This is a genomic window from Nocardia sp. NPDC006630, assembly GCF_040611495.1.
In the GTDB taxonomy this organism is placed as follows: Bacteria; Actinomycetota; Actinomycetes; order Mycobacteriales; family Mycobacteriaceae; genus Nocardia.
This window is the reverse complement of the sequence record NZ_JBEXOK010000003.1, coordinates 1-24,148: the sequence shown is the minus strand read 5'-3', so window position 1 is coordinate 24,148 and position 24,148 is coordinate 1. Positions and strand designations below refer to the sequence as shown.

24 protein-coding genes are annotated in these 24,148 nt (G+C 66.5%); 13 read left to right on the top strand and 11 right to left on the bottom strand.

The annotated features are described in order from the left end of the window. Positions 1-144 precede the first annotated feature (144 nt). Together ABZX86_RS08295 and ABZX86_RS08290 are read right to left on the bottom strand one after the other, a co-directional pair. Positions 145-810, bottom strand: a complete 666-nt coding sequence (locus ABZX86_RS08295; protein ID WP_355121373.1) for a response regulator transcription factor — start codon at positions 808-810, stop codon at positions 145-147. Continuing rightward, entirely contained in the window at positions 807-1,964 is a 1,158-nt protein-coding gene (locus ABZX86_RS08290) for a histidine kinase (protein ID WP_355121371.1), read from the bottom strand. The genes ABZX86_RS08295 and ABZX86_RS08290 overlap by 4 nt, the downstream gene beginning before the upstream one ends. A 258-nt stretch (positions 1,965-2,222) precedes the next feature. On the opposite strand from ABZX86_RS08290, the gene ABZX86_RS08285 reads away from it, so the two are divergent. Both ABZX86_RS08285 and ABZX86_RS08280 read left to right on the top strand, forming a co-directional pair. Continuing rightward, positions 2,223-2,909 (top strand): VC0807 family protein, encoded by a 687-nt coding sequence (locus tag ABZX86_RS08285; protein ID WP_355121369.1) that lies wholly within the window; start codon positions 2,223-2,225, stop codon positions 2,907-2,909. Between the two features lie 248 nt (positions 2,910-3,157). Beyond that, positions 3,158-3,499 carry a response regulator gene (locus tag ABZX86_RS08280; RefSeq protein WP_355121367.1) on the top strand — a complete coding sequence of 114 codons (342 nt, stop codon included), beginning with the start codon at positions 3,158-3,160 and terminating at the stop codon, positions 3,497-3,499. 6 nt (positions 3,500-3,505) lie between these two features. Here ABZX86_RS08280 and ABZX86_RS08275 read toward each other — a convergent pair whose 3' ends face one another. Genes ABZX86_RS08275 through ABZX86_RS08260 form a run of 4 tightly spaced genes read right to left on the bottom strand, consistent with a single transcriptional unit; the run spans position 3,506 to position 8,479 of the window. Continuing rightward, entirely contained in the window at positions 3,506-4,351 is an 846-nt protein-coding gene (locus ABZX86_RS08275) for an ABC transporter permease (RefSeq protein WP_355121365.1), read from the bottom strand. Beyond that, positions 4,341-5,144, bottom strand: a complete 804-nt coding sequence (locus ABZX86_RS08270; protein WP_355121363.1) for an ABC transporter ATP-binding protein — start codon at positions 5,142-5,144, stop codon at positions 4,341-4,343. Before ABZX86_RS08270 ends, ABZX86_RS08275 begins: the two co-directional genes overlap by 11 nt. Positions 5,145-5,162: 18 nt before the next feature. Further along, on the bottom strand, positions 5,163-7,457 hold the full coding sequence (locus ABZX86_RS08265; RefSeq protein WP_355121361.1) for a hypothetical protein: 2,295 nt from the start codon (positions 7,455-7,457) through the stop codon (positions 5,163-5,165). Next, complete coding sequence (locus tag ABZX86_RS08260; protein ID WP_355121360.1) at positions 7,454-8,479, bottom strand: ABC transporter substrate-binding protein; 1,026 nt, start codon at positions 8,477-8,479, stop codon at positions 7,454-7,456. The genes ABZX86_RS08265 and ABZX86_RS08260 overlap by 4 nt, the downstream gene beginning before the upstream one ends. 109 nt (positions 8,480-8,588) lie before the next feature. Between ABZX86_RS08260 and ABZX86_RS08255 the strand changes: the two genes are divergently transcribed. Beyond that, complete coding sequence (locus tag ABZX86_RS08255; protein ID WP_355121358.1) at positions 8,589-9,506, top strand: LysR family transcriptional regulator; 918 nt, start codon at positions 8,589-8,591, stop codon at positions 9,504-9,506. A 51-nt stretch (positions 9,507-9,557) separates the two neighbouring features. On the opposite strand, the gene ABZX86_RS08250 is transcribed toward ABZX86_RS08255, so the two are convergent. Then, complete coding sequence (locus ABZX86_RS08250; RefSeq protein WP_355121356.1) at positions 9,558-10,184, bottom strand: cytochrome b/b6 domain-containing protein; 627 nt, start codon at positions 10,182-10,184, stop codon at positions 9,558-9,560. Continuing rightward, a complete protein-coding gene (locus ABZX86_RS08245) occupies positions 10,168-10,902 on the bottom strand; it encodes a molybdopterin-dependent oxidoreductase (RefSeq protein ID WP_355121355.1) in 735 nt (244 codons plus the stop codon). The genes ABZX86_RS08250 and ABZX86_RS08245 overlap by 17 nt, the downstream gene beginning before the upstream one ends. A 101-nt stretch (positions 10,903-11,003) precedes the next feature. On the opposite strand from ABZX86_RS08245, the gene ABZX86_RS08240 reads away from it, so the two are divergent. Continuing rightward, entirely contained in the window at positions 11,004-11,186 is a 183-nt protein-coding gene (locus ABZX86_RS08240) for a hypothetical protein (RefSeq protein ID WP_327139547.1), read from the top strand. 78 nt (positions 11,187-11,264) lie between these two features. On the opposite strand, the gene ABZX86_RS08235 is transcribed toward ABZX86_RS08240, so the two are convergent. From ABZX86_RS08235 to ABZX86_RS08225, 3 genes are all read right to left on the bottom strand, one after another. Continuing rightward, entirely contained in the window at positions 11,265-12,083 is an 819-nt protein-coding gene (locus ABZX86_RS08235; protein ID WP_355121353.1) for an SDR family oxidoreductase, read from the bottom strand. Next, positions 12,080-12,913 carry a DUF4389 domain-containing protein gene (locus ABZX86_RS08230; protein ID WP_355121351.1) on the bottom strand — a complete coding sequence of 278 codons (834 nt, stop codon included), beginning with the start codon at positions 12,911-12,913 and terminating at the stop codon, positions 12,080-12,082. The genes ABZX86_RS08235 and ABZX86_RS08230 overlap by 4 nt, the downstream gene beginning before the upstream one ends. A gap of 120 nt (positions 12,914-13,033) precedes the next feature. Then, positions 13,034-14,095, bottom strand: coding sequence for an AraC family transcriptional regulator (locus tag ABZX86_RS08225; protein WP_355121350.1), 1,062 nt, complete (start codon positions 14,093-14,095; stop codon positions 13,034-13,036). A 155-nt stretch (positions 14,096-14,250) separates the two neighbouring features. Here ABZX86_RS08225 and ABZX86_RS08220 point away from each other — a divergent pair, with 155 nt between their 5' ends. From ABZX86_RS08220 to ABZX86_RS08180, 9 genes are all read left to right on the top strand, one after another. Then, complete coding sequence (locus ABZX86_RS08220) at positions 14,251-14,700, top strand: T6SS immunity protein Tdi1 domain-containing protein (protein WP_327139543.1); 450 nt, start codon at positions 14,251-14,253, stop codon at positions 14,698-14,700. An 83-nt stretch (positions 14,701-14,783) separates the two neighbouring features. Beyond that, entirely contained in the window at positions 14,784-16,007 is a 1,224-nt protein-coding gene (locus tag ABZX86_RS08215; protein WP_355121348.1) for an acyl-CoA dehydrogenase family protein, read from the top strand. Then, positions 16,004-17,431, top strand: a complete 1,428-nt coding sequence (locus ABZX86_RS08210) for an LLM class flavin-dependent oxidoreductase (protein WP_355121347.1) — start codon at positions 16,004-16,006, stop codon at positions 17,429-17,431. Before ABZX86_RS08215 ends, ABZX86_RS08210 begins: the two co-directional genes overlap by 4 nt. A gap of 27 nt (positions 17,432-17,458) precedes the next feature. Further along, positions 17,459-18,844 carry a styrene monooxygenase/indole monooxygenase family protein gene (locus tag ABZX86_RS08205; RefSeq protein WP_355121345.1) on the top strand — a complete coding sequence of 462 codons (1,386 nt, stop codon included), beginning with the start codon at positions 17,459-17,461 and terminating at the stop codon, positions 18,842-18,844. Positions 18,845-18,869: 25 nt separating this feature from the next. After that, positions 18,870-19,985: a dimethylsulfone monooxygenase SfnG gene (gene sfnG, locus ABZX86_RS08200; RefSeq protein ID WP_355121344.1), complete on the top strand. Its 1,116-nt coding sequence runs from the start codon at positions 18,870-18,872 to the stop codon at positions 19,983-19,985. Further along, positions 19,982-21,217, top strand: coding sequence for an SfnB family sulfur acquisition oxidoreductase (locus ABZX86_RS08195; RefSeq protein WP_355121342.1), 1,236 nt, complete (start codon positions 19,982-19,984; stop codon positions 21,215-21,217). Before sfnG ends, ABZX86_RS08195 begins: the two co-directional genes overlap by 4 nt. A 144-nt stretch (positions 21,218-21,361) precedes the next feature. Next, positions 21,362-22,177 (top strand): hypothetical protein, encoded by an 816-nt coding sequence (locus ABZX86_RS08190; protein ID WP_355121340.1) that lies wholly within the window; start codon positions 21,362-21,364, stop codon positions 22,175-22,177. 166 nt (positions 22,178-22,343) lie between these two features. Next, positions 22,344-23,216, top strand: a complete 873-nt coding sequence (locus ABZX86_RS08185; RefSeq protein WP_355121338.1) for a DUF1152 domain-containing protein — start codon at positions 22,344-22,346, stop codon at positions 23,214-23,216. A gap of 147 nt (positions 23,217-23,363) precedes the next feature. After that, the coding region (locus ABZX86_RS08180) for a DUF222 domain-containing protein (RefSeq protein WP_355121336.1) at positions 23,364-24,148 on the top strand (785 nt) is incomplete at its 3' end.

Below are 24,148 nucleotides of genomic sequence, written 5' to 3'. Positions count from 1 at the left end.
GTTCTGGCAGCACGAGATTGACGGCTCAGGTGCCGACCGATTCGGCCGGTATCACAGGGAGCGCAGGGTGGCGCCAACCTGCCCGCATCGCTTCGGCTCTGGAGTGGTTCGGGCCCAAGCCTGTTGTGCCATAGCGGTACTCGACTATCGGTGAGGATCTTCACCGGAGTGCTGGTGGCGCAGGGCGTACCGCACCGCGTCGGCGCGCGAGTGCAGATCGGCCTTGGCGTAGAGGTTGTTGATGTGGGTTTTCACCGTGGCTTCGCTGATCACCAGTTTCGCGGCGATCTCGGGGTTGCGCAGGCCTTCGCCGATCAGGGTGAGGATTTCGCGTTCTCGTGCGGTCATTTCGACGCTGTCGTCTGCGCGCGGTGCGGGGCGGGAGGCCAGCGCCAGGAGGCGGCGCTGCACTTCGGGTGCGAGGACGGTGTGGCCCTGGGCGGCGGAGCGGACGGCCTGCAGGATCATGAGCCGGTCGGCCTCCTTGGTGAGGTAGCCGCTGGCGCCGGCCTGCAGTGCGGCGAGGATGGATTCGTCGTCGTCGAAGGTGGTCAGCACCAGGATGGTGGTGCCCGGTTCGGTGCGGTGGATCTGCGCGGTGGCTTCCACTCCACCCATGACCGGCATATTGAGATCCATCAGCAGGACGTCCGGGTGGAACTGGGCGGCGGCGGCCACGGCCTCGGCGCCATTGGTCGCGGTGGCCACGACGTTCACATCGTCCGCGAGATCGAGCATGACCGCGAGCGCCTCACGGACGGTTGCCTGATCGTCGACGACGATGAGGGAGATCGCACTGTCCGCTGTCATTGGGGCAACTCTAATTCCACGGTCCAGCCACCCTCGGGAGACGGCCCGGCCCGCAGTGTTCCGCCCAGCAGTGCCGCGCGTTCGCGCATGCCGATGAGCCCGACCCCGGTGCCGCCGGCGAGGTCGCCATGTGGCCCGTCCCCCGGCGCGTTGTGCACGGTCAGCATGATGCGGTCACCGAGGAACGCGAGCCGCATGGTTCGCTCGGCGCCCGGCGCGTGTTTGGCGGCATTGGTGAGCGACTCCTGTGCCGCGCGGATCACGGTGTGCGTCGCCTCCGGGCCGACCGCAGTGATCTCGCCGGTGATCGAGACCTCGACAGCGTTCTGCTCGGCGAGCCGGGCGAGGGCGTCGGGCAGCGGCAGAGTGTCCTCGCGCAATGCCTGGACCGCACGCCGGGTTTCGCCGATGCTGTCCACCGCGAGCGCACGGGCCTTGCGCACGGCCGCGAAGGACTCCTCGTCCCGCCCGCTCTCGTGGAGCGCGTCGGCCAGATCCAATTGCAGTGCGATCCCGGACAGCGAGTGGCCCAGGACGTCGTGCACCTCCCGGGCGATGCGGCCCCGCTCGAGCAGCGCCGCCTCGCGCGCCTCGGAATCGGTTGCGCGCCTGGCCTCTTCGGCCGCCCGGCGCGCGCTGTACAGGGCTTCCCGCCGATCCCTGTTCGCGATGCCCACGTACACCGGCAGGCATACGGTCAGCGGAACCCACCACGGCCACTGCGACGAGGCCGGCGCCAGCCACTCGACAACCTGTGTCGCGCCGACGGCGATGAGCGCGCCCGTGACGGCGATACCGACGGCGGCCTTGCGGGAGGCCAGTTTCGCGCCCGTCGCGGAGGCGGCGATATACGGGAACAGCGCCCCGGTCGTCGTCGAGTGCAGCAATGGCAGCAGCAGCGCCGCGAGCAGCATGTAGACGCTCATCATGGCGAACAGCCCGCGCCGACTCGGATGCCGGAACGGGTACTGCGAACCGATCGCGGCTGCGGCGACGAGGGCGAACAGCGGGAGCGTCACCGCCGGATACACGAGATGCGTATAGGGCAGCTGCACGATGGTGCCGACGACCGTGGCGAATACCAGGATCGGCTGGACCAGCTCGTCCCGAATGCGTTCGGGCCAAGCCTCCTGCGTCTGCCGGGTCGGGGTCACGGCAGAACCCTACGGTCCCGCGGCGCCGATGTCGTACGGCGATCGCCGTATTCGGGGGTGGAGATCGGGCTCCACCCCCGCCGGGTGGAGATATTTCTCCACCCGAATCTACGGCGATCGGCCCAAGACTCCCGCCGCCCGGGAAATTAGCGTTGGCATCGAAAGAAAACGGGAAATGTCCTCGACCGTAACGGAATTCGCTTCTCATTCCGGCTTCGCACCGAGCTGCTTCCCACCGCTACCCGATTGGGAGTTCTCATGTCCTCGACCCCATCCGTTCCGGCCGCCGCCACCGAAACGCGCTCCAGCACACAGCGACTCAATCCGGCAGCCCGTGCGATGGTTTCCACGATGTTCTACGACATCGGCCTTTCGGTGATCGCCTACTTCATCGCCGAACTCCTCGGGGCGAGTACTTACATCGCGCTGCTCACCGGCACCGTCGTGGCGGGTCTGCGGATGCTCTGGGTAGCACTGCGCCAGCGAACCCTCGACCCCTTCGCTCTGTTTCTGCTCGTACTGTTCGGTGCGGGTCTCGTACTGAGCTTCACCACCGGTGACCCCCGCTTCATCCTCGCCAAGGATTCCTCCGGATCCCTGACCGCGGGTGTGGTCCTGGTCGGCAGCTGCCTCATCGATCGCCCGCTCGCCTATTACGCCGCACAGCGTTTCGCCCGAGCGGGCGGTGCCGCAATGCAGGAAGAATTCCGCGCCACCGGGAACACCACCGCCATGCGTGCGCGCTGGTTCCGTGTCTCGCTGGTGTGGGGCATCGCCCTGCTGATCGACGCCTCGCTGCGGATCGCTGCCATCTATGTGCTGCCGATCACCATGGCGGCCAACGTTTCCCAGATCCTCATGGTCACGGTCTTCGGCCTGCTGATCGCCTGGACCCTGCGCTCGACCCGAAAGGCGCAGCCAGCGGCCCGGACCGTGACCGCATAGCGATGAGTGTGAGATCCCCGCGAATTAACGCGGGGTTAGCTCACATTTCTATTGCTGAATGGTTGCAGACGGGTATAGCGTCAAGGTCCGTTGGTCGTGCTGGCAATTCAACATGACACGGGTCGCGGGTCGGGGATCCCGTAGGCGAAGGAACTGCCATGAACCAATATCCGCCAGCGGTATCTCGGACGGCACTACCGCCCGTACCCCTCGGCCGAAGTAATTCCGAGCTCGTCAAGGTGCTCATCGTGGAAAACGATCCCGCGGTGGCCGAAATGGCGGCCATCGTCCTGGCCAAGGCGGGATACGCCGCCATGCCGGCCGCGACCGGTGGACAGGCGCTGATCACCACCGATACCTGGCATCCGGATCTGGTTCTGGTCGACCTCGCCCTTCCCGATCTGCGAGGCTCGGAGATCTGCCTGCAGTTGCGCCGGCACACGGTGGTGCCGATTGTTGTCCTCGCCGACGAAAACGATCCGGATTTCATCGAACTGGTGATGGCGGCCGGCGCCACCGACTATCTGCTGAAGCCATTCCGTACAGGTGAGTTGCTCACTCGAATTCACACACGCCTCACCGGCCTCTGAAGTAATTCATTCCGCGATCAGGCCACGGCGGTTGCGGAGGGCGTGATCGGCGGCGGTGAAGAGGCGGTCGATGACAATGCCGATGGTGACGATCACGATCATGGTCGCGAGCATTTCCACAGAATCGTTCGCCTGTCTGGCGTATTCGAGCCGCACCCCGAGCGAGGTGTGATGGCCGATGATGACCAGCAGTTCGCCCGCCATCAGACTGCGCCACGCGAACGCCCAGCCCTGCTTCAGTCCGGTGACGAACGCCGGTAGTGCGGCGGGAAGCATTAGGTGCCAATACCATTCGATGCCGCGCAGCCCGAGCGCCCGCCCGGCGCGCAGGAGCGCGGGCGGTGTGTGATCGATGCCGGTGAGCAATCCGTTCGCGATGGACGGTGCAGCGCCGAGCACGATGACGAACAGAATGGCGCTCTCGCTGAGCTGGAACAGCAGGATGGCCAGTGGGAACCATGCGATCGACGGCATGGTCTGCAGACCGGTGATGAGTGAGCCGACCGCGAGCCGCAGCGAACGTGGGCGGGTCGCGATCGCCCCGAGCACCGTGCCGACGCCGACCGCGACCGCGAACCCGATCAGGGCGCGGCGCATGGTGAGTCCGAGCCCGGCCCAGAATCCCGGTTCGGCCAGGTCGTGCCACAGCCGGGGCAGGACTTCACCGGGCCCGGGCAGCACCCAGGCCGGTTTCCATCCGCTGAGCACCACCAGCTCCCAGACTCCGATCGCCAGCGCGACCGCGGCGAGCACCGGCCAGATCGACGACCAGAGTCGGCGCGCGAGACCGGCCCGCACCACCGCTGTTGTCTCCAGCGCGTCCAATGCCCGTAATTGCCGGTCAGTCTCCATGGCGTCCCACTTCTTCGCGCAGCCGATCGGTGATCTCGGCGGCCGGCACGGCCACCTCCGGTGAGTCGATGCGGCGCGGCCGGTCCAGCGCCACGTCGTACTCCTCGATGACCCGGCCCGGGCGACTCGACAGCAGAATGACCCGGTCCCCCAGCCGCACCGCCTCGCGGACGTTGTGGGTGACGAACAGAACGCTCAAAGCTCTTTCGCGCCAGATTCTTTCGAGTTCGTCGTGCATCAGGTCGCGGGTCATGGCGTCGAGTGCCGCGAAGGGCTCGTCCATGAGCAGTACATCGGAATCCTGCGCCAGCGTCCGCGCGATGGCGGCGCGCTGGCGCATGCCACCGGACAGCTGATGCGGTCGCCGGTCGCCGAATCCGTCGAGCCGGACCATGGTGAGCAGTTCGGCGATCCGGCGCGGCCGATCGGCGCGCGGCACCCCCGCCGCGCGCAGGGCCAGGCGAATATTCCCCGCGACGGTCAGCCAGGGAAACAGCGCCGGATCCTGAAACACCAGGCCGACTTTCGCCGCACCGGACGGTGACCGGGTCTCGACAGTTCCTCCGGTCGGATCGTCGAGTCCGGCGGCAATCGACAGCAGGGTGCTCTTACCGCACCCGGAAGCGCCGATCAGGCAGACGAATTCCCCGGGCGCCACCGACAGTGACACGCGGTCGAGGGCGAGCACCGGCGCACGCCCCTGGTCGTACACCTTCGATACGCCGCGCAGGCGCAGAGCCGCGCCGGACTCACGCTGCGCGAGCCCGGAGGCGGCGTGCTGGGTGGCACCCATGGTGATGTCGCTTTCCGTTCAGGACGTGAAAAACAATGGGCTGGTCCAGACTTCGTGGCCGTCGGCCTGCCGGGCATGTAGATACAGCGCGCTGTCGCCGCCGCTGAGGCGCACCGGAAGCTCGCCGGTCAGCGTCGAGGGCAGCGCACCGCCGGAGATCCGTTCGACGGTGACGTGCAGTCCGGCGCCGCCCATTTCGTGGCGTACCGGGCCATCTTTGAGGTCGGCCGCCGACACCTCGAACCGCTCGGTGCGCGCCTCTTCGGCGATGGTGGCTTGGAGGTGGATCCGGACATCCTCGATCTGGTCCAGCCGCAGGACCACGCCGGTGTCATTGCCGAATGTCGCACTGGCCCAGTCGATTCGCCCGTGCTCCAGGGTGACCGATTGCTCCTGATGCATGGTCGCCCAGGGATCGGCCGCGAGAATTTCGGCTCCGTCCACGGTGATCCGTCCTGTCCAGGAGGCCCACCGGTAGCGGTCGCGATGGCGCGCTCCACCCCAGCGAATCCGGACCAGGTCAGGCGAAAACCCTTGCTCCGCATGCAGATTGCGGTGCAGCAGCGGACCCTCGGTATCGAAGACGGTCACCTGCTCCCAGGCTGTCTCGCCGTACAGCGCGTAGGAGAGGCTGAATTCCTCAGTCCCCCAGGCACGTTCGTCACCCATCCACTGGTCACCGGCCCGCAGTAGCGCGACGGCCCGCGCACCGGTGGTCGCCCAGGTCCGGCGTGCCCGCAAGGCCGTGCCCACGGCGGGGCGCGTCAGGTCGGGCGCCAGCACACCGGTCAGCCCGCCGCGGCCGCCGAAGATATTCGCGCCCGGCGCGCCGCTGCCGGGACGCCCCCGATGCTCATCGCTGTTGGCGCTCACCCCGACTCGCAATCCGCGACTCATCGCCTCCCGCAGGAACCAGGAGCCCGTACCCCACGCCGAGTGCACCTCGATGAGTCGTTCCAGCTCCGGATGATGCCAGTCGAGAATGGCGCGCCGCCCGCCGAGATGCGGCATGAGCAGATAGTCGTCCGGATCGGCGGCGTAGGCGTCGTACAGCTCGGTGATCGGCCAGTGCTCGGGTGTGGGCGCGCGGCTGGTCATGGAGTCGTGCCATTCCAGCGACCGGGCCAGCTGGGTGTCCGCACCGAGGTAGATGACATTGTGGTCGCCGCCCACCGCGGAATTGCCGCACCATTCGACGCCCGGCAGGCAGACGAAGCGCCCGTCCTCGGAGACCTCGCGGCACAGGGCCACCACGTCCTTCCAGGCCTGCTCGGTGATCTGGAAGTCGTTCGCGGTGTACCCGAGGACATCGAGCCCGCCGACCCAGCGGCCGTAGGCGAAGTTGTACGCACTGTCCTGGGTACCGACGGTGTCGTCGGAGTGCACGTGCAGGTCGGCGAAATAGGCGCGCTCCCCCGGCAATTCCGCCACCACGTCCACGGTGCGGATCTCGGTGAGCTGCCGGCCGTCCGGCAGCGCGGCCGCGACGCGGATGTCATAGGTCCCGACGGGCTGCTCGGGCAGCTCGAGCGTCGCCGCGGCCCAGCCCTGCGCCGGGAGAGCGACCTCGGAATGCCATTCTGCCGCAGCAACTTCCAGTCGGGCCGGAGTGTCGCAGGCGACATTGCCCCAGGCATCTTCCAGATGTGCCCGCAGCGGTGCGCTCGCACCGGCGCGGACCAGGCGCGGCCCGGCGACGACGAGCCGTTCGGCCGCGGCCGCGACAATGCCGATGCCGACGTCACCGACATGCCCCATTCGCGACGTCCCGAGAATGTCGGCGTACATGCGGAATGTGAAGGCCTCTTCGACGAAGGTCTGCACCCTGGTGCCCGGCCCGCCGGCGCGCCGATCGCCGAGCCGGAGGACGATCTCGTCGCCGGGCCGCACGAAGCCGTCTTCGAGGTGGATGAGCAGCGCCTTCTGGAAGGGCCGCTCGCCACCCTTCACGTCGTATCTGGTGCGCAATCGCCGTACCGTGGCCAGACTGCCGGCACTTGCTCCGCCGAGGGCGCTGCGATGCGCCAATTCCGCTGTGGCATAGTCGCGCCCGGCCGGATCGGTGGTCTGCAGATCCCAGTCCGAGTAGTACTTGAAGCAGAGTTTGAGCCAGCCGCTGTCGGCGATGCCGGAGCTGCCGACCGTGTAGCGCAGTACGAGTTCACTGAGCCCGCCTGCGGTGAGTGTTGTTGTCTCGGTGGTCAGTTCGCCGAGGAACGGCAGGGCCCGCACTTCCTCGGTAATGCCGCGGCTGACGACCGCGTCGGTGCAGTCGTGATAGCGGGCGCCGGTCTGGGTGCGCGGGTTGATCATTCGGTCACCGCCGACTGGCCCCCGGCCTGCAGTGCTTCGTTCAACGGGCCCAGATCGGCGAGCCCGGTGAGGTCTCCGGCCGGCAGCACCCCGACACTGGCACCGCGTTTGCCGTATTCCCCGATGGTGCCCAGCAGCGGATCGACGGTGAAGGTCAGGTCCGACCAGGCGGTCGCCAGATCGGCGTCGCCGAGCCCGCTGCCGTTGATGGCCGCGATCGCGGTGTTGGCACGGTGCTGCGCCCCCGCCGGATCGGCATTGACCTGACCGGTCTCCTGGACCAGGCCGCGCAGCAGGGCAACGACCACATCCCGGTGATCCTTCAGAAATGCCGCGGTGACAAGCAGATTCGTGGTGTTGAACTTCCCGTCGGGCCACAGGGAGCGCTCATTGACCAGCACATGCGCACCCTTGCTGACCAGCAGCGTCGCATAGGGCTGCGGTACCCACGCGCCGTCGATCGCGCCGCTGGCATAGGAGGCGGCGGTCTGCGCATTGTCCTGCGGCGTGATGTGCACATCGCCGTCCCCGGAGGTCCCGGCGCGCAGTCCGTGCTGTTGCAGCCAGTACCGCAGCGCCACATCCTGGGCCCCGCCCAGCGCCGGGTCCGCAATGGTGCGACCGCGCAGGTCTTCCACGGAATTGATGCCCGGCCGGACCACGAACACCGCACCACCGGAGGTCGCGCCCGAGATGATCCGGACATTGCCCTTGGTCTTGTCGAACGCGTTGATCGCGGGCGTCGCACCGACGAATACCGCATCCAGCGCACCGGACATGATCGCGGTGATGGCGGGCGGCCCGGAGGTGAACCGCGCGGTCTCCAGACTTGTCGTCGACCCCAGCGTGCGCTGGAACGTCCCGTCCTCGACGCCCAGGATCGCCGTCGTATGGGTCAGGTTCGGGAAGTACCCCAGTCGCAGGGTCACGTGCCCCGGGTCCTGCGAACTTCCGGAGCAACCGGTCAGTGCGGCCGCGGCGATTACCGCGAGCGCTGCGAAACGGAGTGTGGGGCGCGACATCTGAGCACTTCTTTCCCTGGGTATCACCGAGATCCCAGACTCGCAGGCCGAGATTAATGCGTCAAAGACATGAAAGTGCTAGGAGTTATCACTGTGATTGACTAATCGCATGGAGTTACGACAATTGCGCTACTTCCGGGCCATTGCGCGAACCGGGAGTTTCAGCGTGGCCGCGGCGGGTGAGTTCGTGGTGCAGTCGGCCCTGAGCCAGCAGATCCGCAAACTCGAGGACGAACTCGGCGTCAAACTGTTCGAGCGCACCACCCGCTCGGTGCGGCTGACCCGGGAGGGCACGCAGCTGCTGCCGCTGGCCGAGCGGGTCCTGGGTGATGTCGACCTGCTCGGGGCCGAGGCCGACGCGCTCCGGGGCGTCCTGCGCGGCAATGTGGCGGTCGGCATGATGGAATGCCCGCCGCTGACCCTGGACATGGCAATGCTGTTGCGCGACTTCCACACTCGGCATCCCGGCGTCGAAGTGGCCCTGCGCAGCGGCGGCAGCGACCGCATGGTCGAGGAGGTCCGCTCGGCCGAACTCGATATGGCGATTCTCGGACTGCCCCCGAAACCCTTGCCCGCCAAGCTCCGTGCCCGGCCACTTCTGGTCGAAGATCTGGTGGGCCTGGTCCACGAAGGCCACGAACTCTCCGGCCGAGTCTCGGTGGCCGACCTCACCGGCGAACGATTCATCGACTTCCCACCCGGCTACGGACTGCGCGAACAGGTCGACCACTGCTTCGCCAGCACCGGCGTCACCCGCCGCGTGGTCTTCGAAGTCGTGCGCGTGGAGGAGATGATCAAATTCGCAGCCCTCGGCCTCGGCATCGCGGTCCTCCCCCGATCGATCGCCCGCGCCGCCACCCGCCGCGGCGCCAAACCCCGCGTCCTGGAGATCACCGACGCCGACCTGCACCGCACCGTAGCCCTGGTCTACCGCCAGGACGGCCCCCAATCCCCCGCCGCCCGAGCATTTTTCGACCTCGCCGCCGGCCTGCTCCCAGCACCCGCCGCCGCCGAAATCAACAGCTGAACTCGAATTGCGTTTCGGAGCAGCGGAATAGGCGGCCGGTGCGCCGGACCGCTACGGCTGCTCGTCGTTCTCAGCCGCCCACAGCTCGTGTTCGTGCGTGGCCCAGGACTCGGACACTTTCCCGGTGAGCATGCCGCGCATGGCTTCTCGATCGCGCAGTGCGTACATGAGGTGGCCCACCACCAGGATTCCGAAGGCCAGTGCGAACCAGTCGTGCATCAGGGTCGCGCCGGTGCGCCAGGCCAGCCGGGTCCAGTCCGGGAAGTACATGACGATGCCGGTGCCGAGCAGGACGAAAATCGAGCCGGCGCTCAGTGCCGCGTTGAGTTTCTGTCCCGCATTGAATTTCCCGACTTCTTCACCCGTCAGGCGGCGGCGTTTGGAGCGGAACCACAACCAGTCGGCCTTGGTGAAACGATTGAGGCGGGACAGGTCCGCGCGATAGGCCCGTGATACCAGACCCAGCAGGATCGGTACCGGAAGCGCGAATCCGCAATAGACGTGGATGATTTCGACGGTGTGCCGGTTGCCGACCATGACCGCGAGCGAACCGTTGTAGAGGATCGCGGCGGTGAGAATGCAGATGATGACGAGCACTCCGGTCGCCCAGTGCACCCAGCGTTCGGCACGGCCGAACCGGTGCAGGTCGCGCTCGGCCGCGTCAGGTGGTCGGGTCATCATTACGTCCGTTCGACTGCCCGACCCAGCCGTCGATCGAGTAACCCCGGTGCTCCCAGTAGCCCGGAACCACCTCACTGGTCAGCTCGATCCCGGAAAGCCATTTGCAGCTCTTGTAGCCGTACATCGGCGCGACGTACAGGCGAACCGGTCCGCCGTGATTATGGGTGACCGGCCCGTCGATCATCTCCAGTGCGACAAGAACATCGGCGCGCCGCGCCTGCGCGAGGGTGAGGCTCTCGGAGTAGGTCCCGTCGAAGGAGGTGAACCGCACCGCCGTCGCCGCGCTGTTCACCCCGGCGTCGTCGAGCAGATCGGAGAGCCGGACGCCGCTCCAGTGCACCTCGGGCACGCGCCACCCGGTCACGCACTGGAAATCGCGGACCAGCTTGGTCTGTGGCATGGCCTGGAGATCGGCGAGGGTGTGGGTGCGCTTGTTGTCGACCAGGCCGGTGATATCGAGCCGGTAATTGCTCGCATCGCGCTTGGGAGCGCCGCTGGTGACCGAGTAGAAGCGAAAGGTATTGCCCACCGGCAGCAGTCCGACCAGACCGGTCGGATCACGGATGCCGATCGGCCCGAGCACCGCCTCCAGACCCTTCTGGAGCTGGGCGCCGCCGAGCACACCCGCCGCACCCGCCGCGAGCAGCCCGAGCACCACGCGACGCCCGACCGGCGCGCCCGGGCGATCTTGCGCGGAAGGCTTTTCTGCTGGCACACCTCCACTATCCACCGATAGTCACCGCGCCCGCGCATCCGGTGGCGGTTAGTGTGGAATCAGAATTCGCCGCCCCTCGCGGTGCAACCGAAAGGCAGCTCATGCGCAGCCCCATTCTCGTAGCGCTCGGCGTCATCATCGGATTGGCCGGCTTGCTCTGGTCGTTGCAGGGCTTCGGCGTCGTCTCGGGCAGCCCGATGAGCAATACCGTCACCTGGTCCATCATCGGCCCGGTCGTCTTCATCGCCGGGATCCTCCTCGCGGTGCGTGGTTATCGCCGCTAGTCGAACAGCACTTGCTACGACAACAGACAGCAGAGCAGGGTGCCCACACCGCGGGCACCCTGCTCTGCCGAACCTACGTCAGTTGCCTTGTGCGGCAGCCGAAACCGGCTGCCACTTGCGCCACAGCGCCAGCCGCGACTCGTAATCGGCGGTGGCGATGGCCAGCGGGACCTCGCCGAGGAAGATGCGCAGCGGCGGCTCGTCCGCATCGACCACGGCCAGAATCGCGGCGCCGGTGGCGGTCGGATCACCGCTGGGCATGCCGGAACGCTGCGAGGCCCGGGCCGCGCGGGCCGCATCGTAGGCCGGATTCGGGGTGGCGTGCTTGGACGACGGACCGGACCAGTCGGTGCCGAAACCGCCGGGTTCGATGAGCGTCACATGAATGCCGAACGGCGCGACTTCCTGTGCGAGGGACTGCGAGAATCCTTCGAGCGCCCACTTCGACGCGTGGTACGCGCCGAGGTTCTGGAAGGCGGAGATGCCGCCGATGCTGGAGACCTGCAGGATGTGCCCGCTGCCCTGCGCCCGCAGGATCGGCACGGCCGCCTGCGTGACCCAGAGCGCGCCGAAGACATTGGTTTCGAACTGCGCCCGCAGTTCGTCCTCGGAGAGTTCCTCGATCATGCCGAACTGTCCGTATCCGGCATTGTTGACAACCACGTCGAGGCGCCCGAACCGCTCGGCCGCCTGCTGCACCGCGGCGAAGTCGCCGTCGCGGTCGGTGACATCCAGCCGAATCGGCAGGAAGGTATCGGGATATTTGCCGACGATATCGTCGAGCGTGCTCAGATCGCGCGCGGTGCCCGCGACGCTGTCGCCTCGCTCCAATGCCGCGAGTGCCCACTCGCGGCCGAATCCTCGTGAGACTCCGGTGATGAACCAAACTTTGCTCATGCGACCACGGTAGTGACCTGGAGTGCACTCCAAGCAAGTGAATCGATGTCATCGTCGGAACTGCTGCCGCCCACGACGTTCTCCAGCAGGCCCGCCACAATGCCGAGGATGAGCATGAGGATCAGCAGCACCTGACCGCCCTGTGAGAGCAGCAGCGGCCGCGTCGGCGACTGCGGCACCGGCTCGATCCACGGCGCATCGGGCATGGCGACCGGCAGCGGCCGCTGATCGCCGAAGATGCCCTTCAGGTACGCGGGCGTCAGCAGATAGGTGTAGGCCTGCGTCCGAATCTGGGTGCGCAGCACCGCCGCGGTGGCCTCGAACACCGAGCGCGGCATGCGGCCGGTGATGAGCACGATCAGCCACAGCACGATCGCGATGATCGCCCAGCCGGTCATGAGCCAGCTGGCGAACACCAGAATCGGGAAGGCCAGCACCAGCCGGAACAGCACCGCCACCCGATTCAGCGGTGTCGGCGCCGGGAACAGCACGCGCACCGGATAGTCCGGCGGGTTCCAGGCGAACGGCGGGTAGGCGTCGACCAGCAGCATCGAATACGCCGATACCCGTGTGGTGTAGGCGAAATAGCCACGCAGATAGTCACCGCACCAGTCCGGCAGGCGCCCGGTCACCAGTGCGGCGAACCAGCCGCACACCACCACGAAGAATGCGGCGATGCTGAGGAACCACAGCACGATCGCCTGCGGAATCACCAGCAGCGCGCGCAGCAGTACGGTCCAGCGGCGATGCTGTTCGGGCGGAAAGATATCCAGTTCGACCAGGGTCTCGCCAGGGGCAGGCCAGGTTTCGCCGGGCCAGGTCTCGCTCATGGTCATTACGCTCGCTTTCACGGTCGAGCAGCGGTCAGGTGAGCGAAATGTAACTCGGAGTGTGCTGATCGACCGGTAACCGCGCCGCCATGGCCGAGCCTGCGGTGCCGTGGATTCGGCTCAGGTGGGTGGCCGCCAGCTCTGATCGCCGACGGCGCGCAGTCGCGGCGTGCGGCTCTGCCGGGCGTACTGGCCCGGTGTCTGACCTTTCCAGGCGCGAAAGGCCGAGCCGAATGCGGACACGCTCGCATAGCCGAGCCGGCACGCCACACTCTCGACAGTCAGTCCGGCAGTGAGCAATTCCTCGGCGAGCAGGCCGACGGTCTCGCCGCTCAACTCCCGGAATGTCGTCCCGTCGTCGGCCAGGCGCCGCCGCAGGGTGCGCACGCTGAGGCCCAGATCGGCTGCGATATCGGACTGATCGGCCATCCCCTGCCGATGAATGAGCAGTTCCCGGACCTGCCCGCTGATTCCGCCACGCTGCTGCCGCTGCTGCACGATCTGCGCGCACTGCTCCTCGAAGATCTTCATACTGGCCGGATTCGCCTGCGGCAGTTTCAGTTCCAGTGACGACGCCTGCAGCGTCAATACAAGCTTCGGCGCGCCGAAGGTCATATCGGAGACGCCGAGCATGGCGAACACCGTCTCGTACATGGGATGTCGCTCGAGCGGGACCTCCAGCCGGACGGCGGGCAGCCGCATCGGCAGCAGATCCTGCTGGACCGTGCCGATCGCCACCAGATCACGCTCCAGTGCGAACCGCCTGATACCGGGCGGCACCATACTGTCGTCCCGGAGGATCGCCACGTCGGCGCCGCGTTTGTCCAGGCGGTGCAGGGCGGCGGTGAAGGACAGGTCGACGTAGCGCAGCCCGATCTCCAAGGCGTGGCGCAGATTCGGACTAGTACTGATCGCAAAGCCCCAGATGCCGAGACTTGTTGGATGGCACTGCATTCCGGCCAGCAGCCCGAGCCCCGGCTCGTCATCGGTCCCGGCGAGGATATTGGCCATCAACTCGAACTCCTGCTCGAGCTCGATCTCCGCCGCAGGTTCGGTCAGATCGCTCTCCTTGATGCCGGTGTGCACCAGCATGGAGTCCATCGACAACCCTCGGCCGGCCCCGAACTCGACCAGCAGAGCCGCGTTATTGATGGAGCGCAACCGCCCAAGCTCGCCCGACATCCCGTCATCTTCGCAAACATGCGGCACACATTTCCGCAAAATCCCCAGGTAGTTACAACGCTGACGCGACAGCGACTCCGTGTGGTTCGCAGGGCCCGATCCGCCGCGGGCGCGGGAACAGGCCGGATCGGGTGGGCGGTGCCGACTCTGGTTGGATGGGACCAGTGACAAGTGTCCCCTTCAAATTGGTCGGCCCCTACCGCTTCGAGCAGGTCATGCCGGCGTGGGCGCCGCACTTCCCGCAGTTCGACACTGTGGTGGGCTACTCGGACCTCGGTCACGCCTTTCTGATGAGCACGCGCACCGGTGAGTACGCGGTGCTCGACCCGTACAGTCCCGGCACCAAGGGTTACGGCGCCTTCTCGGACGTGACCGCATTCATCGACCGCGTGCTGTTCGATCCGGACTTTCTCACCTATGTATTGCAGCCACAGCATGTTTCGGCAATTCGCCGGCGGCTTGGCCCGCTCGCGGAGGACGAGGTCTACATCGCCACCCCGTATCCGTTCCTCGGCGGTTCCGAGGATCCGGATTCCTATGACAGGGGCGGCGTGTGGGTGTTTTTCGATCTCGTGGCGCAGGCGCACGGGTTCGAGAGCGACTGAACGGCGCCGAGCCGAACTCTGGGTCTTTCGATCGCGCTGCGTATAACTGGTGATAACGCGCGCGGTCCGCGCAATCGTTGGGCATGACATCCACCGAGGTGAAATCCACCACCGACTCCGACCTGGATGCAATCTTCCGGCCGATCTTCGACCGTATTGCCGCAGGCGCAGTCGAACGCGAAATCGATCGCAGGCTATCCTTCGAGGAGGTGGGGTGGCTACGTGAGGCGCGGTTCGGCGCGCTGCGGGTGCCGGTGGAATTCGGCGGCTACGGCGTCACCGTGCGGCAATTGTTCCGGCTGCTGACCGAACTCGCCGCCGCGGAATCGAATCTGCCGCAGGCGCTCCGGGTACATTTCTCGTTCGTCGAGGATCAATTGCTCGCCGAACCCGGTCCGGAGCGGGAACGGTGGCTGCGCGCGGTGGTCGCGGGCACGCTGGTCGGCAATGCCATCACCGAACCCGGTGTGGGCGCGGTCGACCGGTATCAGACTCGCCTGACCGCCTCGGGCGAGGATTTCCTGCTCAATGGAACGAAGTACTACAGCACCGGTTCGCTGTACGCCGATCACATCCTGGTGGCCGCGGATCAGGACGGTGCGCGGGTGGGTGTACTCGTCGAGGCGACGGCCGAAGGTGTACGCCAGCAAGATGATTGGGACGGCTTCGGGCAGCGTCTGACGGCGAGTGGCACCACCGAATTCACCGATGTGGCCGTGCGCCGCGATCAGGTGCTCGGGCCCGGCTACGGTGCGCCCGGTCCCACGTATGCGACCTCCTACCTGCAGTTGGTGCAGCTCGCGGTGCTTGCCGGAATCGCGCAGCGGGCGGAATCGGATGCCCGGGAATGGGTGGCGGCGCGGACTCGCGGCTACACCCATTCGGCCGCCGATCTGCCCCGGCAGGATCCGCTGGTGCAGCAGGTGATCGGCCGCCTGTCGGGTGCGGCCTTCGCGGCACGGGCCAGTGTGCTCGCGGTCGCCGACGTCCTGGATGAGGTGCTGGACGACGGCGCACGTGACGAAAAGGCCGTGGTGGCAGCGGAACTCGCCGCCGCGCAGGCGCAGCTGGCGGTGATCGATCTGGTACTGCCCGCGACCACGCTGCTGTTCGAGGTCGGTGGCGCCTCGATCGTGTCCGAGGAGCTGCGCCTGGATCGGCACTGGCGCAATGCCCGCACCATCTCGGTGCACAATCCCGCGATCCAGAAGGCCCGGGCGATCGGCGACCACCTGCTCAACGACGCGCCCCTGCCGTTCGCCTGGAGTGCGGGCGAACGCCGGCCGGCGAACGGAGACGCGCAGTGACGCGCCGGATTCGGTTCAACGCCTTCGATATGAACTGTGTCGCACACCAGTCGCCGGGACTGTGGCGGCATCCGGCGGACCAGTCGCATCGGTACAAGGAGCTGAGCTACTGGACCGAACTGGCAAAGCTGTTGGAGCAGGGGCGTTTCGACGGCATCTTCATCGCCGACGTGCTCGGCACCTACGACGTGTACGGCGGTGACGATATCGCGGCACTGCGGCAGGGCGCGCAGATCCCGGTGGCCGATCCGCTGCTGCTGGTCTCCGCCATGGCGGCCGTCACCGAACATCTCGGCTTCGGCATCACCACCGGCACCGGTTTCGAACATCCCTATCCGTTCGCCCGGCGCCTCTCCACGCTCGACCATCTCACCGGCGGCCGCATCGGCTGGAATGTGGTGACCGGCTATCTGCCCTCGGCCGCAAGGAATTTCGGCGCGGACGATCAGCTGGACCACGATGACCGCTACAACCAGGCCGATGAATACCTCGAGGTGCTCTACAAGCTGTGGGAGGGTTCGTGGGAGGACGACGCGGTGGTTCGCGATGTCGAGCGCGGCATCTACGTGGATCCGGCGAAGGTGCACCACATCGGTCATCGGGGGGCGCACTACACGGTGCCCGGCATCCATCTCTCCGAGCCGTCGCCGCAGCGCACTCCGACGATCTACCAGGCTGGTGCGTCGCCGCGTGGTGTGCGCTTCGCCGCCGAGAACGCGGAGGCGATCTTCATCGCCGGGCCTTCGAAAAGGATTCTGGCGCAGACGGTTTCCCGTATTCGTGATGCCCTGGAAGCGGCTGGTCGGGACCGGCACTCGGCCCGGATCTACGCGCTCGCGACCATTATCACCGATGCCACCGACGAGGCGGCCGCGCGTAAGCACGAGGAATACCTGTCCTACGCCAGCATCGAGGGCGGCCTGGTGTTCATGTCGGGCTGGATGGGTATCGACCTGTCCGCCTACGACCTGGACGATCCGATCGGCCAGGTGCAGAGCAATGCCATTCAGTCCGCCGTCGCCGCATTCCAGGAGTTCGACGACGACGGCCGCGAGTGGACGGTCCGCGATATCGGCCGCTGGGCGGGCATCGGCGGCATGGGCCCGGTCTTCATGGGTTCGGGCAGCACCGTCGCGGACACGCTGCAGGACTGGGCCGAGGAAACCGACCTCGACGGCTTCAACCTGGCCTACGCCATCACCCCGGGAAGCTTCGAAGACATTGTGCACCATGTTGTTCCGGAGTTGACCGCCCGTGGCGCGTACGCCACAGACTACGTTCCCGGCACGCTGCGGAACAAACTGCTCGACCGGGGCGATCGCCTGCCCCGGGAACATCGCGGCGCCCGCTATCGCCCGGGTGGCTCCGCTTCGACCGCACTGCCCGACGCCGTATCCCGGCCCGGGTCGTCGATCACCCTCTGACCGCAGGATTGGAAAGGACCGAAGAAGATGACCTCTCAGAACTCCGCCGGCCGCTCCACCCGTACGGCCGCGATCATCGGCGCCGGGCAAACCGGCGTCACCGCGGCGCTCGGCCTGCTCGATGCCGGATTCGCCGTGACGCTCTACAGCGATCGGGAGCAGCGGGCACTGCGCGATGATGTGCCCGCCACCGGGACGGCGCTCGAATTCGGTGAGACGCAGCAGGCGGAGGCCGCGCTCGGACTGGATTCCTATACCGCTCGCGCGCCCCGGCATACCGGGCTCAGCGTGCGTATCGCGGGGCCCGAGCGGGAAGAGCTGATCGCATTCGACGGGCATTTCGATGGTTATGTCGGGGTCGCGGTCGATACCCGCCTGAAGGCCGATGAACGGCTGACCCAATTCCTGGAGCGGGGTGGGCGATTCGTCGTGGAGCAGGTCTCCCCCGCTGCTCTCGACGGGATTGCGGCGGCCAATGATTTGACGCTGGTCGCGACCGGCCGCGGTGGGCTGTCGGATCTCTTCCCCGTCGATGCGGCGCGTTCCGTGTACGACGCACCGCAGCGGTCTCTGCTCACCGTCACTGTGACCGGGATCGGTCACGACGACAGCGTGTTTGCGCATCGCAGCCGGGCGGGCGGCGGGCACAGCGGGTTCTCCATCTTCGCCGATCAGGGCGAGGGCTGGTGGGGTCCGTATCTGCACAAGGACGCGGGGCCGAGCTGGGCCTTCCTCGGTTGGGCGCGGCCGGGCAGTGAGTGGGAAAGTCGTTTCGCCGCTGCGGATTCGGCCGAGTCCGCACACCGCATCGTGCAGGACCTGTACCGCGATTTCATCGATTGGGATCTGCCCGAGGTGCTCGCCACCCAGGTGATCGCCGAGGACCCGCACTCCTGGCTCAAGGGTGCGGTGCGGCCGGTGGTCCGGGCCGGTGTGGGACATACCGCCGATGGGCACGTGGTCGGCTCGCTCGGTGACACCTCGGCCGCCTACGACCCGATCGCGGGTCAGGGCGCGCAGAGTGGATTGATCCAGGCGCAGCGGCTGGTCGCTGCGGCCGCCGTGCACGACGGGCCGTTCGACGCAGCCTGGCTCGGTGGGCAGTACGCGGCCTTCCTGGCTGCTCGCGGTGATGCGGCGAACAAGGTCACGCGGCTGTTCCTCGGCGATCCGGAATTCGCCGATATCGGCAACCAGCTCTTCGCCGCGGCGGCCGTCGACTCCCGGGTCGCGTCCGCGCTTGTCGGCCTGCTGCACCGTCCGCAGCCGCTGCTGGGCATCGATTCACTCGATGGGGCAAACGAATTCATCACCAGCGTCAGTGGTGAGGACGCGGCGGCACTGCTGACCCGCTTCGCCCCGGCCGGGCGCTTCGACCGCTCCGCCTTCTCCAGCACTCTCGCCAGCGCCTGATCCGCCCACACCTTTTGGAGCCGCCATGACCACCGAGCAGATCGCCGACCAGATCCAATTCGCCTACTGGGTACCCAATGTCAGCGGAGGGCTGGTCACCAGCGATATCGAGCAGCGCACCAGCTGGGATTTCGAATACAACAAGAAGCTGGCGCAGACGGCGGAGCGCAACGGCTTCGACTACGCGCTGTCACAGGTGCGGTACACCGCCTCGTACGGCGCCGAGTTCCAGCACGAGTCGACGGCATTCAGCCTGGCCCTGCTCGGTGCGACCGAACGGCTGAAGGTGATCGCGGCGATCCATCCGGGCCTCTGGCATCCGGGTGTGCTCGCCAAATTCGGTGCGACAGCGGACATTCTGTCGAACGGGCGCTTTGCCATCAATGTGGTATCCGGTTGGTTCTCCGGGGAATTCAAGGCACTGGGTGAGCCGTGGCTCGAGCACGACGAGCGCTACCGGCGCAGCGCCGAATTCCTCGAGGTGATTCGCAAGCTCTGGACCGAGGACGATGTCGACTACGGCGGCGACTTCTACCGCATCCGTGACTTCACGCTGAAGCCCAAGCCGCTGAACACCCCCGAACGGCCGAATCCTGAACTGTTCCAAGGCGGTAACTCGACGGCGGCACGGCGCAATGGCGGCAAGTACGCCGATTGGTACTTCTCCAACGGCAAGGATTTCGACGGCGTCACCGAACAGCTCGACGATCTGCGCACTGTCGCCCGTGAGAACAAGCGGGAGGTGAAGTTCGGGCTCAATGGGTTCATCATCGCCCGCGACACCGAGAAGGAAGCGCGCGATACGCTGCGCGAAATCATCGAGAAGGCGAACAAGCCCGCGGTGGAAGGCTTCCGGGACGCGGTGCAGCAGGCCGGCGCGTCGACCCGGGATCAGAAGGGTATGTGGGCGGACTCGACCTTCGAGGATCTCGTGCAGTACAACGACGGATTCCGCACCCAGCTCATCGGCACGCCCGAGCAGGTCGCCGAACGCATTGTCGCCTACCGCGAGCTCGGCGTGGATCTGATCCTGGGCGGCTTCCTGCACTTCCAGGAGGAGATCGAATACTTCGGCGCGAAGGTGCTGCCCCTGGTCCGGGAACTGGAGGCCGCCCGCACACCCGCCGCGGCAGTCCGATGACCGCCGTCGCGGCCGACCGGATCGATTCGGTCGGCCAGGCGTATTCGATTGCGGCGCAACTGGCCACCGAGTTCGGGGCAGGGGCGGCTCTGCGAGATCGGGACCGGCTGCTGCCCTACGAGGAGCTGGATCGACTCTCGGCGAGCGGCCTGCTGGCCATCACCGTGCCGGCGGCCTTCGGCGGCGCGGAGGTGCCGCCGAGCGCGGTGGCCGAGGTGGTGCGCCTGCTCGCGACCGCCGACCCGAATATCGCGCAGATCCCGCACAGCCACTTCGTGTATCTGAATCTCTTGCGGCTGGCGGGTTCTCCGGATCAGCAGGCCCGCTATTTCGGTCAGGTGCTGGACGGTGGGCGGATCGCGAACGCGCAATCGGAGCGGGGCGGTGCGACGGTGGCGGAGATCGCGACCACGCTGCGGCCGGTCGGCGGGCAATTCCGCATCGATGGCGCCAAATTCTACTGCACGGGTTCGCTTTTCGCAGATCTGCTGGCCGTGTTGACACGGCTGGATGATCCCGAAGGGATCAGCGGGCTGCCCGCCGGCGAGTACATCGCGTACTTGCCGGTGAGTACGCCCGGTGTGCGAATCGTCGATGACTGGAACGGTCTCGGGCAGCGGACCACGGGCAGCGGGACTGTCGCGTTCGACAATGTCATCGTCGGCGCCGATCAATTGATCGAGCGCTCGGCGGCGGTGCGCGCACCCACCGGGTACGGGGCCTACGCGCAGCTACTGCACGCGGCCATCGATGCCGGTATCGCACGCGGAGCACTCACGGCGGCAACCGAATTCGTGCGGACATCGAGCCGCGCATGGTTCGAGTCCGGTGTCGCCCGCGCTATCGACGATCCGCTGCTGATCCAGCGGTTCGGCGAACTCGCTGTCACAGTGACGGCTGCCGAGGCGACACTGACCGCGGCGGGACTCGCCGTCGATGCCGCCGTGGCAGTTGCACCGGACGGTACACCGAATCGCGATGCCGCCCTGGCGGCCCACGCCTCCCTGACCGTCGCATCAGCGAAAATCCTCGCCGATCGTGCGGCCAACGAGGTCTCCGCCACGCTCTTCGAAGTAGGTGGAACCCGCAGCGCCGCCGCAGATCTCAACCTCCACCACTTCTGGCGCAATGCCCGCACCCATACCCTCCACGACCCCATCCGCTGGAAGTACCAGCACATCGGCAGATCGCTACTACACGACGCCGCGCCACCATTGCATGGCGTGATCTGACGAAAGCTCTTCGGCTTCATCCTGATGGCAATCGGATTCGCCGTCTGACCGATCCACGGATCTCAGCGTGTTCACAGCGGACTACCGGCAAACTTCGTTTGTCGATCGTCCGTCAGACTCCACGCCGAGAGAGGGAACGCACGCATGCCATCCGCGCCCGTGAATGCCGGATACAAACTCCCCCAGGTCACGGCAATATTCTGGGTGCTGAAGATTGCCGCCACGACGCTCGGAGAGACCGGCGGTGATTTGCTCGCACAAACGCTTCACCTCGGGTACGCGGCCGCGTCGGTGCTGTTCCTGGCCATATTCGTGGTCAGTCTGGGCGTCCAGCTACGGTCCCGGTACTTCCGGCCCGCCGTGTACTGGACCGTCATCGCGGCCACCAGCACCGCGGGCACCACCGTGTCCGACCTGATCAACCGCGGTCCGGGCGACGGTACGGACACCGCGGGCGGCCTCGGCTACGGCGCAGGGGCAGCACTATTGATCAGCGGTCTCGCGGTGGTCTTTCTCGTCTGGCGCGGCAGCGGCCAGACCTTCGACGTCAGCGACATCACGAATCTCCGTGGGGAGACGCTGTATTGGGCCGCGATCCTGCTGTCCAACACCCTGGGTACCTCGCTGGGCGACTACCTGTCCGACAGCTCCGGGCTGGGCTACTGGGGTAGTGCGGCGCTGATCGCGGTCGTCATGGCAGTCATCCTCGCGGCCCACTACTTCACGAATATGTCCGGCGTTCTGCTGTTCTGGATGGCCTTCATCCTCACCCGCCCGCTCGGTGCGACCGTCGGCGACCTGTTCTCCAAATCGCATGACAAAGGCGGTCTGGGTTTCGGCACCTACGGCACCACCGCCGTGCTCCTGACCGTGCTCGTCGGCGGAATTGCGTACAGCTACAACACAACCCGTATCAAGACTGTGGAACAGGAATCCGAAACGGTCCCCGACAAGGTCTGATTTCGACAGGCGGCGACCGGCCCGTTCGGGAAACCTGCTGGCGCCGTGTCATTACTGTCGCAATGATGGCGGGGGTGACTTCGTATTCCTTGTCCGAGCCGCCGCTGTTCACCCGGCTTCGTGATGCCTCCAGCGTGCTGATCGCCGGGCGGGTGGCGGATTCGACGTGTACGGGGAAATCCCGCTCGCCGTGGCACTGGAGGGTCTCGGCAAGAAGGTGCATCTCGCAAACCTGTCGTTCAGCGACCTGCGCCGAACCCCGCTCGAAGACTGGCTGTCGCCCGGGGTCGCCGCCGTCAATCCGGAGACCGCCGGCAACGACGACTACTTCCCCGAACGCAGCCTGGCACGCTGGCTGGACGGCACCGGCCGCGAGGCGATCGTCTACGCATTCGCCAAATCCGGTGTCCAGCCGCTACGTTCGGCGTATTCCGCCCTGGTAGAGCACCTCGATGTAGACGCTCTCGTATTGGTGGATGGTGGCACCGACATCCTGCTGCGCGGCGACGAGTCCGGCCTGGGCACCCCGCAGGAGGACATGACCAGCCTCGCCGCCGTCGCCGGACTGCACGGCCTGAACCGCCTGGTGGTATCGGTCGGATTCGGTATCGACGCCTACCACGGCGTCTGCCACGCCCACGTCCTCGAAAACCTCGCCGCACTTCAACGCGAGAACGCCTTCCTCGGCGCACTTTCCATCCCCCCGGCTGGCCCCGAAGCCGCAGCCTACACAGCCGCCGTCACCCACGCCCTGACCGAAACCCCCTTACGCCCAACCATTGTCCACTCCCAAATCGCCGACGCCCTACGCGGCGAATTCGGCAACATCCACGCCACCACCCGCACCACCGGCACAAAACTATTCGTAAACCCTTTCATGGCAATGTATCTAACCGTCGACCTCCCCGCCCTGGCCCGCACAATCGAATACCTCCCCCTCCTCGACCCAACCGAGCACCCCTACCAGGTAGCCCAACTAATCGAGGCCCACCTGACATCACGCCCCAATCCCCGCCCCGCCACCCTCATCCCCCACTGACAAGAGCTTAAAAGACAAAGACGCCTGGACAAGAAGGGCAAGACATAAGAACACAAGGCGAAAGATAAAACCCGAATATTCTGAATAGCCTTATATCACAACGTAATTCGCCTTCCCGGGTCTGTTTTCGCGGAGTAGAATAAAGGCATGGAATCAGGGGGAGAATCCGCAATCGCGACCAGTGCGCAAGCACTGGCCGCTGCGGTTGATTCCCTCACCACTCTGCCGTTGATTCCGGTGTCGGACACCGACATTGTGGCGTTGATGCAGCAGATCGAAACCAGCACCCGCCGGTTGGCGTCGGTGCAACGGGATCTGATCGTGCAAGCCTGCGCGCGTTCTTTGCCCGCTCTCAACGGTTCCGGTAGCCCGGCCCTGTATCTGCAATCGGTGCTGCACATTTCGCACGGGGACGCGATCAACCGGTGGCGCACCGCCGAAGACCTCGCGGTGTGGCATCGGGTCGGTGACGAGCCCGACCCGGCCCCTGTCCTGCCGAACGCCGCCCAGGCTTTGGACGAGGGTGCGATTTCCCTCGATCATGTGCGGGTGATCCGGCAGGTGATGAACCGGTTGCCGGGCAAGGTCGCTCCCGAAGCCCGCGCCTACGCCGAGAAGCAGCTCGCCCTCCAGACTCGTGCCCTGGACCCGACGCACCTGCCGAGGATCGGGGAGATGATCCTGGGCTACCTGGACCCGGACGGCAAGCTGACCGAGGACGCCGATCGGCAGAACCAGCGCAGCGCGGTTCTGAGCCCGCAACGCTACGACCTCATGTCCACCCTCACCGTCGAGCTCACCCCCGACGCCCGCTCGGCATTCGACGCTGTCATGGCCAAGCTCGCGCGTCCGGGTATGTGCAACCCTGCGGACAAGGAAAGCCCGTGGGCTGAGGATGAGGACAACCCGGTGCCGCGGGAGGTGCTGGAAGC

Excerpts from the sequence above, each read along its gene's own strand:
- ABZX86_RS08215 (WP_355121348.1), top strand. The coding sequence starts at position 14,784 with ATGACATCCACCGAGGTGAAATCCACCACCGACTCCGACCTGGATGCA.
- ABZX86_RS08250 (WP_355121356.1), bottom strand. The coding sequence starts at position 10,184 with ATGACCCGACCACCTGACGCGGCCGAGCGCGACCTGCACCGGTTCGGC.
- ABZX86_RS08240 (WP_327139547.1), top strand. The coding sequence starts at position 11,004 with ATGCGCAGCCCCATTCTCGTAGCGCTCGGCGTCATCATCGGATTGGCC.
- ABZX86_RS08255 (WP_355121358.1), top strand. The coding sequence starts at position 8,589 with ATGGAGTTACGACAATTGCGCTACTTCCGGGCCATTGCGCGAACCGGG.
- ABZX86_RS08275 (WP_355121365.1), bottom strand. The coding sequence starts at position 4,351 with ATGGAGACTGACCGGCAATTACGGGCATTGGACGCGCTGGAGACAACA.
- ABZX86_RS08195 (WP_355121342.1), top strand. The coding sequence starts at position 19,982 with ATGACCGCCGTCGCGGCCGACCGGATCGATTCGGTCGGCCAGGCGTAT.
- ABZX86_RS08260 (WP_355121360.1), bottom strand. The coding sequence starts at position 8,479 with ATGTCGCGCCCCACACTCCGTTTCGCAGCGCTCGCGGTAATCGCCGCG.
- ABZX86_RS08225 (WP_355121350.1), bottom strand. The coding sequence starts at position 14,095 with ATGTCGGGCGAGCTTGGGCGGTTGCGCTCCATCAATAACGCGGCTCTG.
- ABZX86_RS08230 (WP_355121351.1), bottom strand. The coding sequence starts at position 12,913 with ATGAGCGAGACCTGGCCCGGCGAAACCTGGCCTGCCCCTGGCGAGACC.
- ABZX86_RS08270 (WP_355121363.1), bottom strand. The coding sequence starts at position 5,144 with ATGGGTGCCACCCAGCACGCCGCCTCCGGGCTCGCGCAGCGTGAGTCC.
- sfnG (WP_355121344.1), top strand. The coding sequence starts at position 18,870 with ATGACCACCGAGCAGATCGCCGACCAGATCCAATTCGCCTACTGGGTA.
- ABZX86_RS08190 (WP_355121340.1), top strand. The coding sequence starts at position 21,362 with ATGCCATCCGCGCCCGTGAATGCCGGATACAAACTCCCCCAGGTCACG.
- ABZX86_RS08235 (WP_355121353.1), bottom strand. The coding sequence starts at position 12,083 with ATGAGCAAAGTTTGGTTCATCACCGGAGTCTCACGAGGATTCGGCCGC.
- ABZX86_RS08205 (WP_355121345.1), top strand. The coding sequence starts at position 17,459 with ATGACCTCTCAGAACTCCGCCGGCCGCTCCACCCGTACGGCCGCGATC.
- ABZX86_RS08265 (WP_355121361.1), bottom strand. The coding sequence starts at position 7,457 with ATGATCAACCCGCGCACCCAGACCGGCGCCCGCTATCACGACTGCACC.
- ABZX86_RS08285 (WP_355121369.1), top strand. The coding sequence starts at position 2,223 with ATGTCCTCGACCCCATCCGTTCCGGCCGCCGCCACCGAAACGCGCTCC.
- ABZX86_RS08220 (WP_327139543.1), top strand. The coding sequence starts at position 14,251 with ATGGGACCAGTGACAAGTGTCCCCTTCAAATTGGTCGGCCCCTACCGC.
- ABZX86_RS08295 (WP_355121373.1), bottom strand. The coding sequence starts at position 810 with ATGACAGCGGACAGTGCGATCTCCCTCATCGTCGTCGACGATCAGGCA.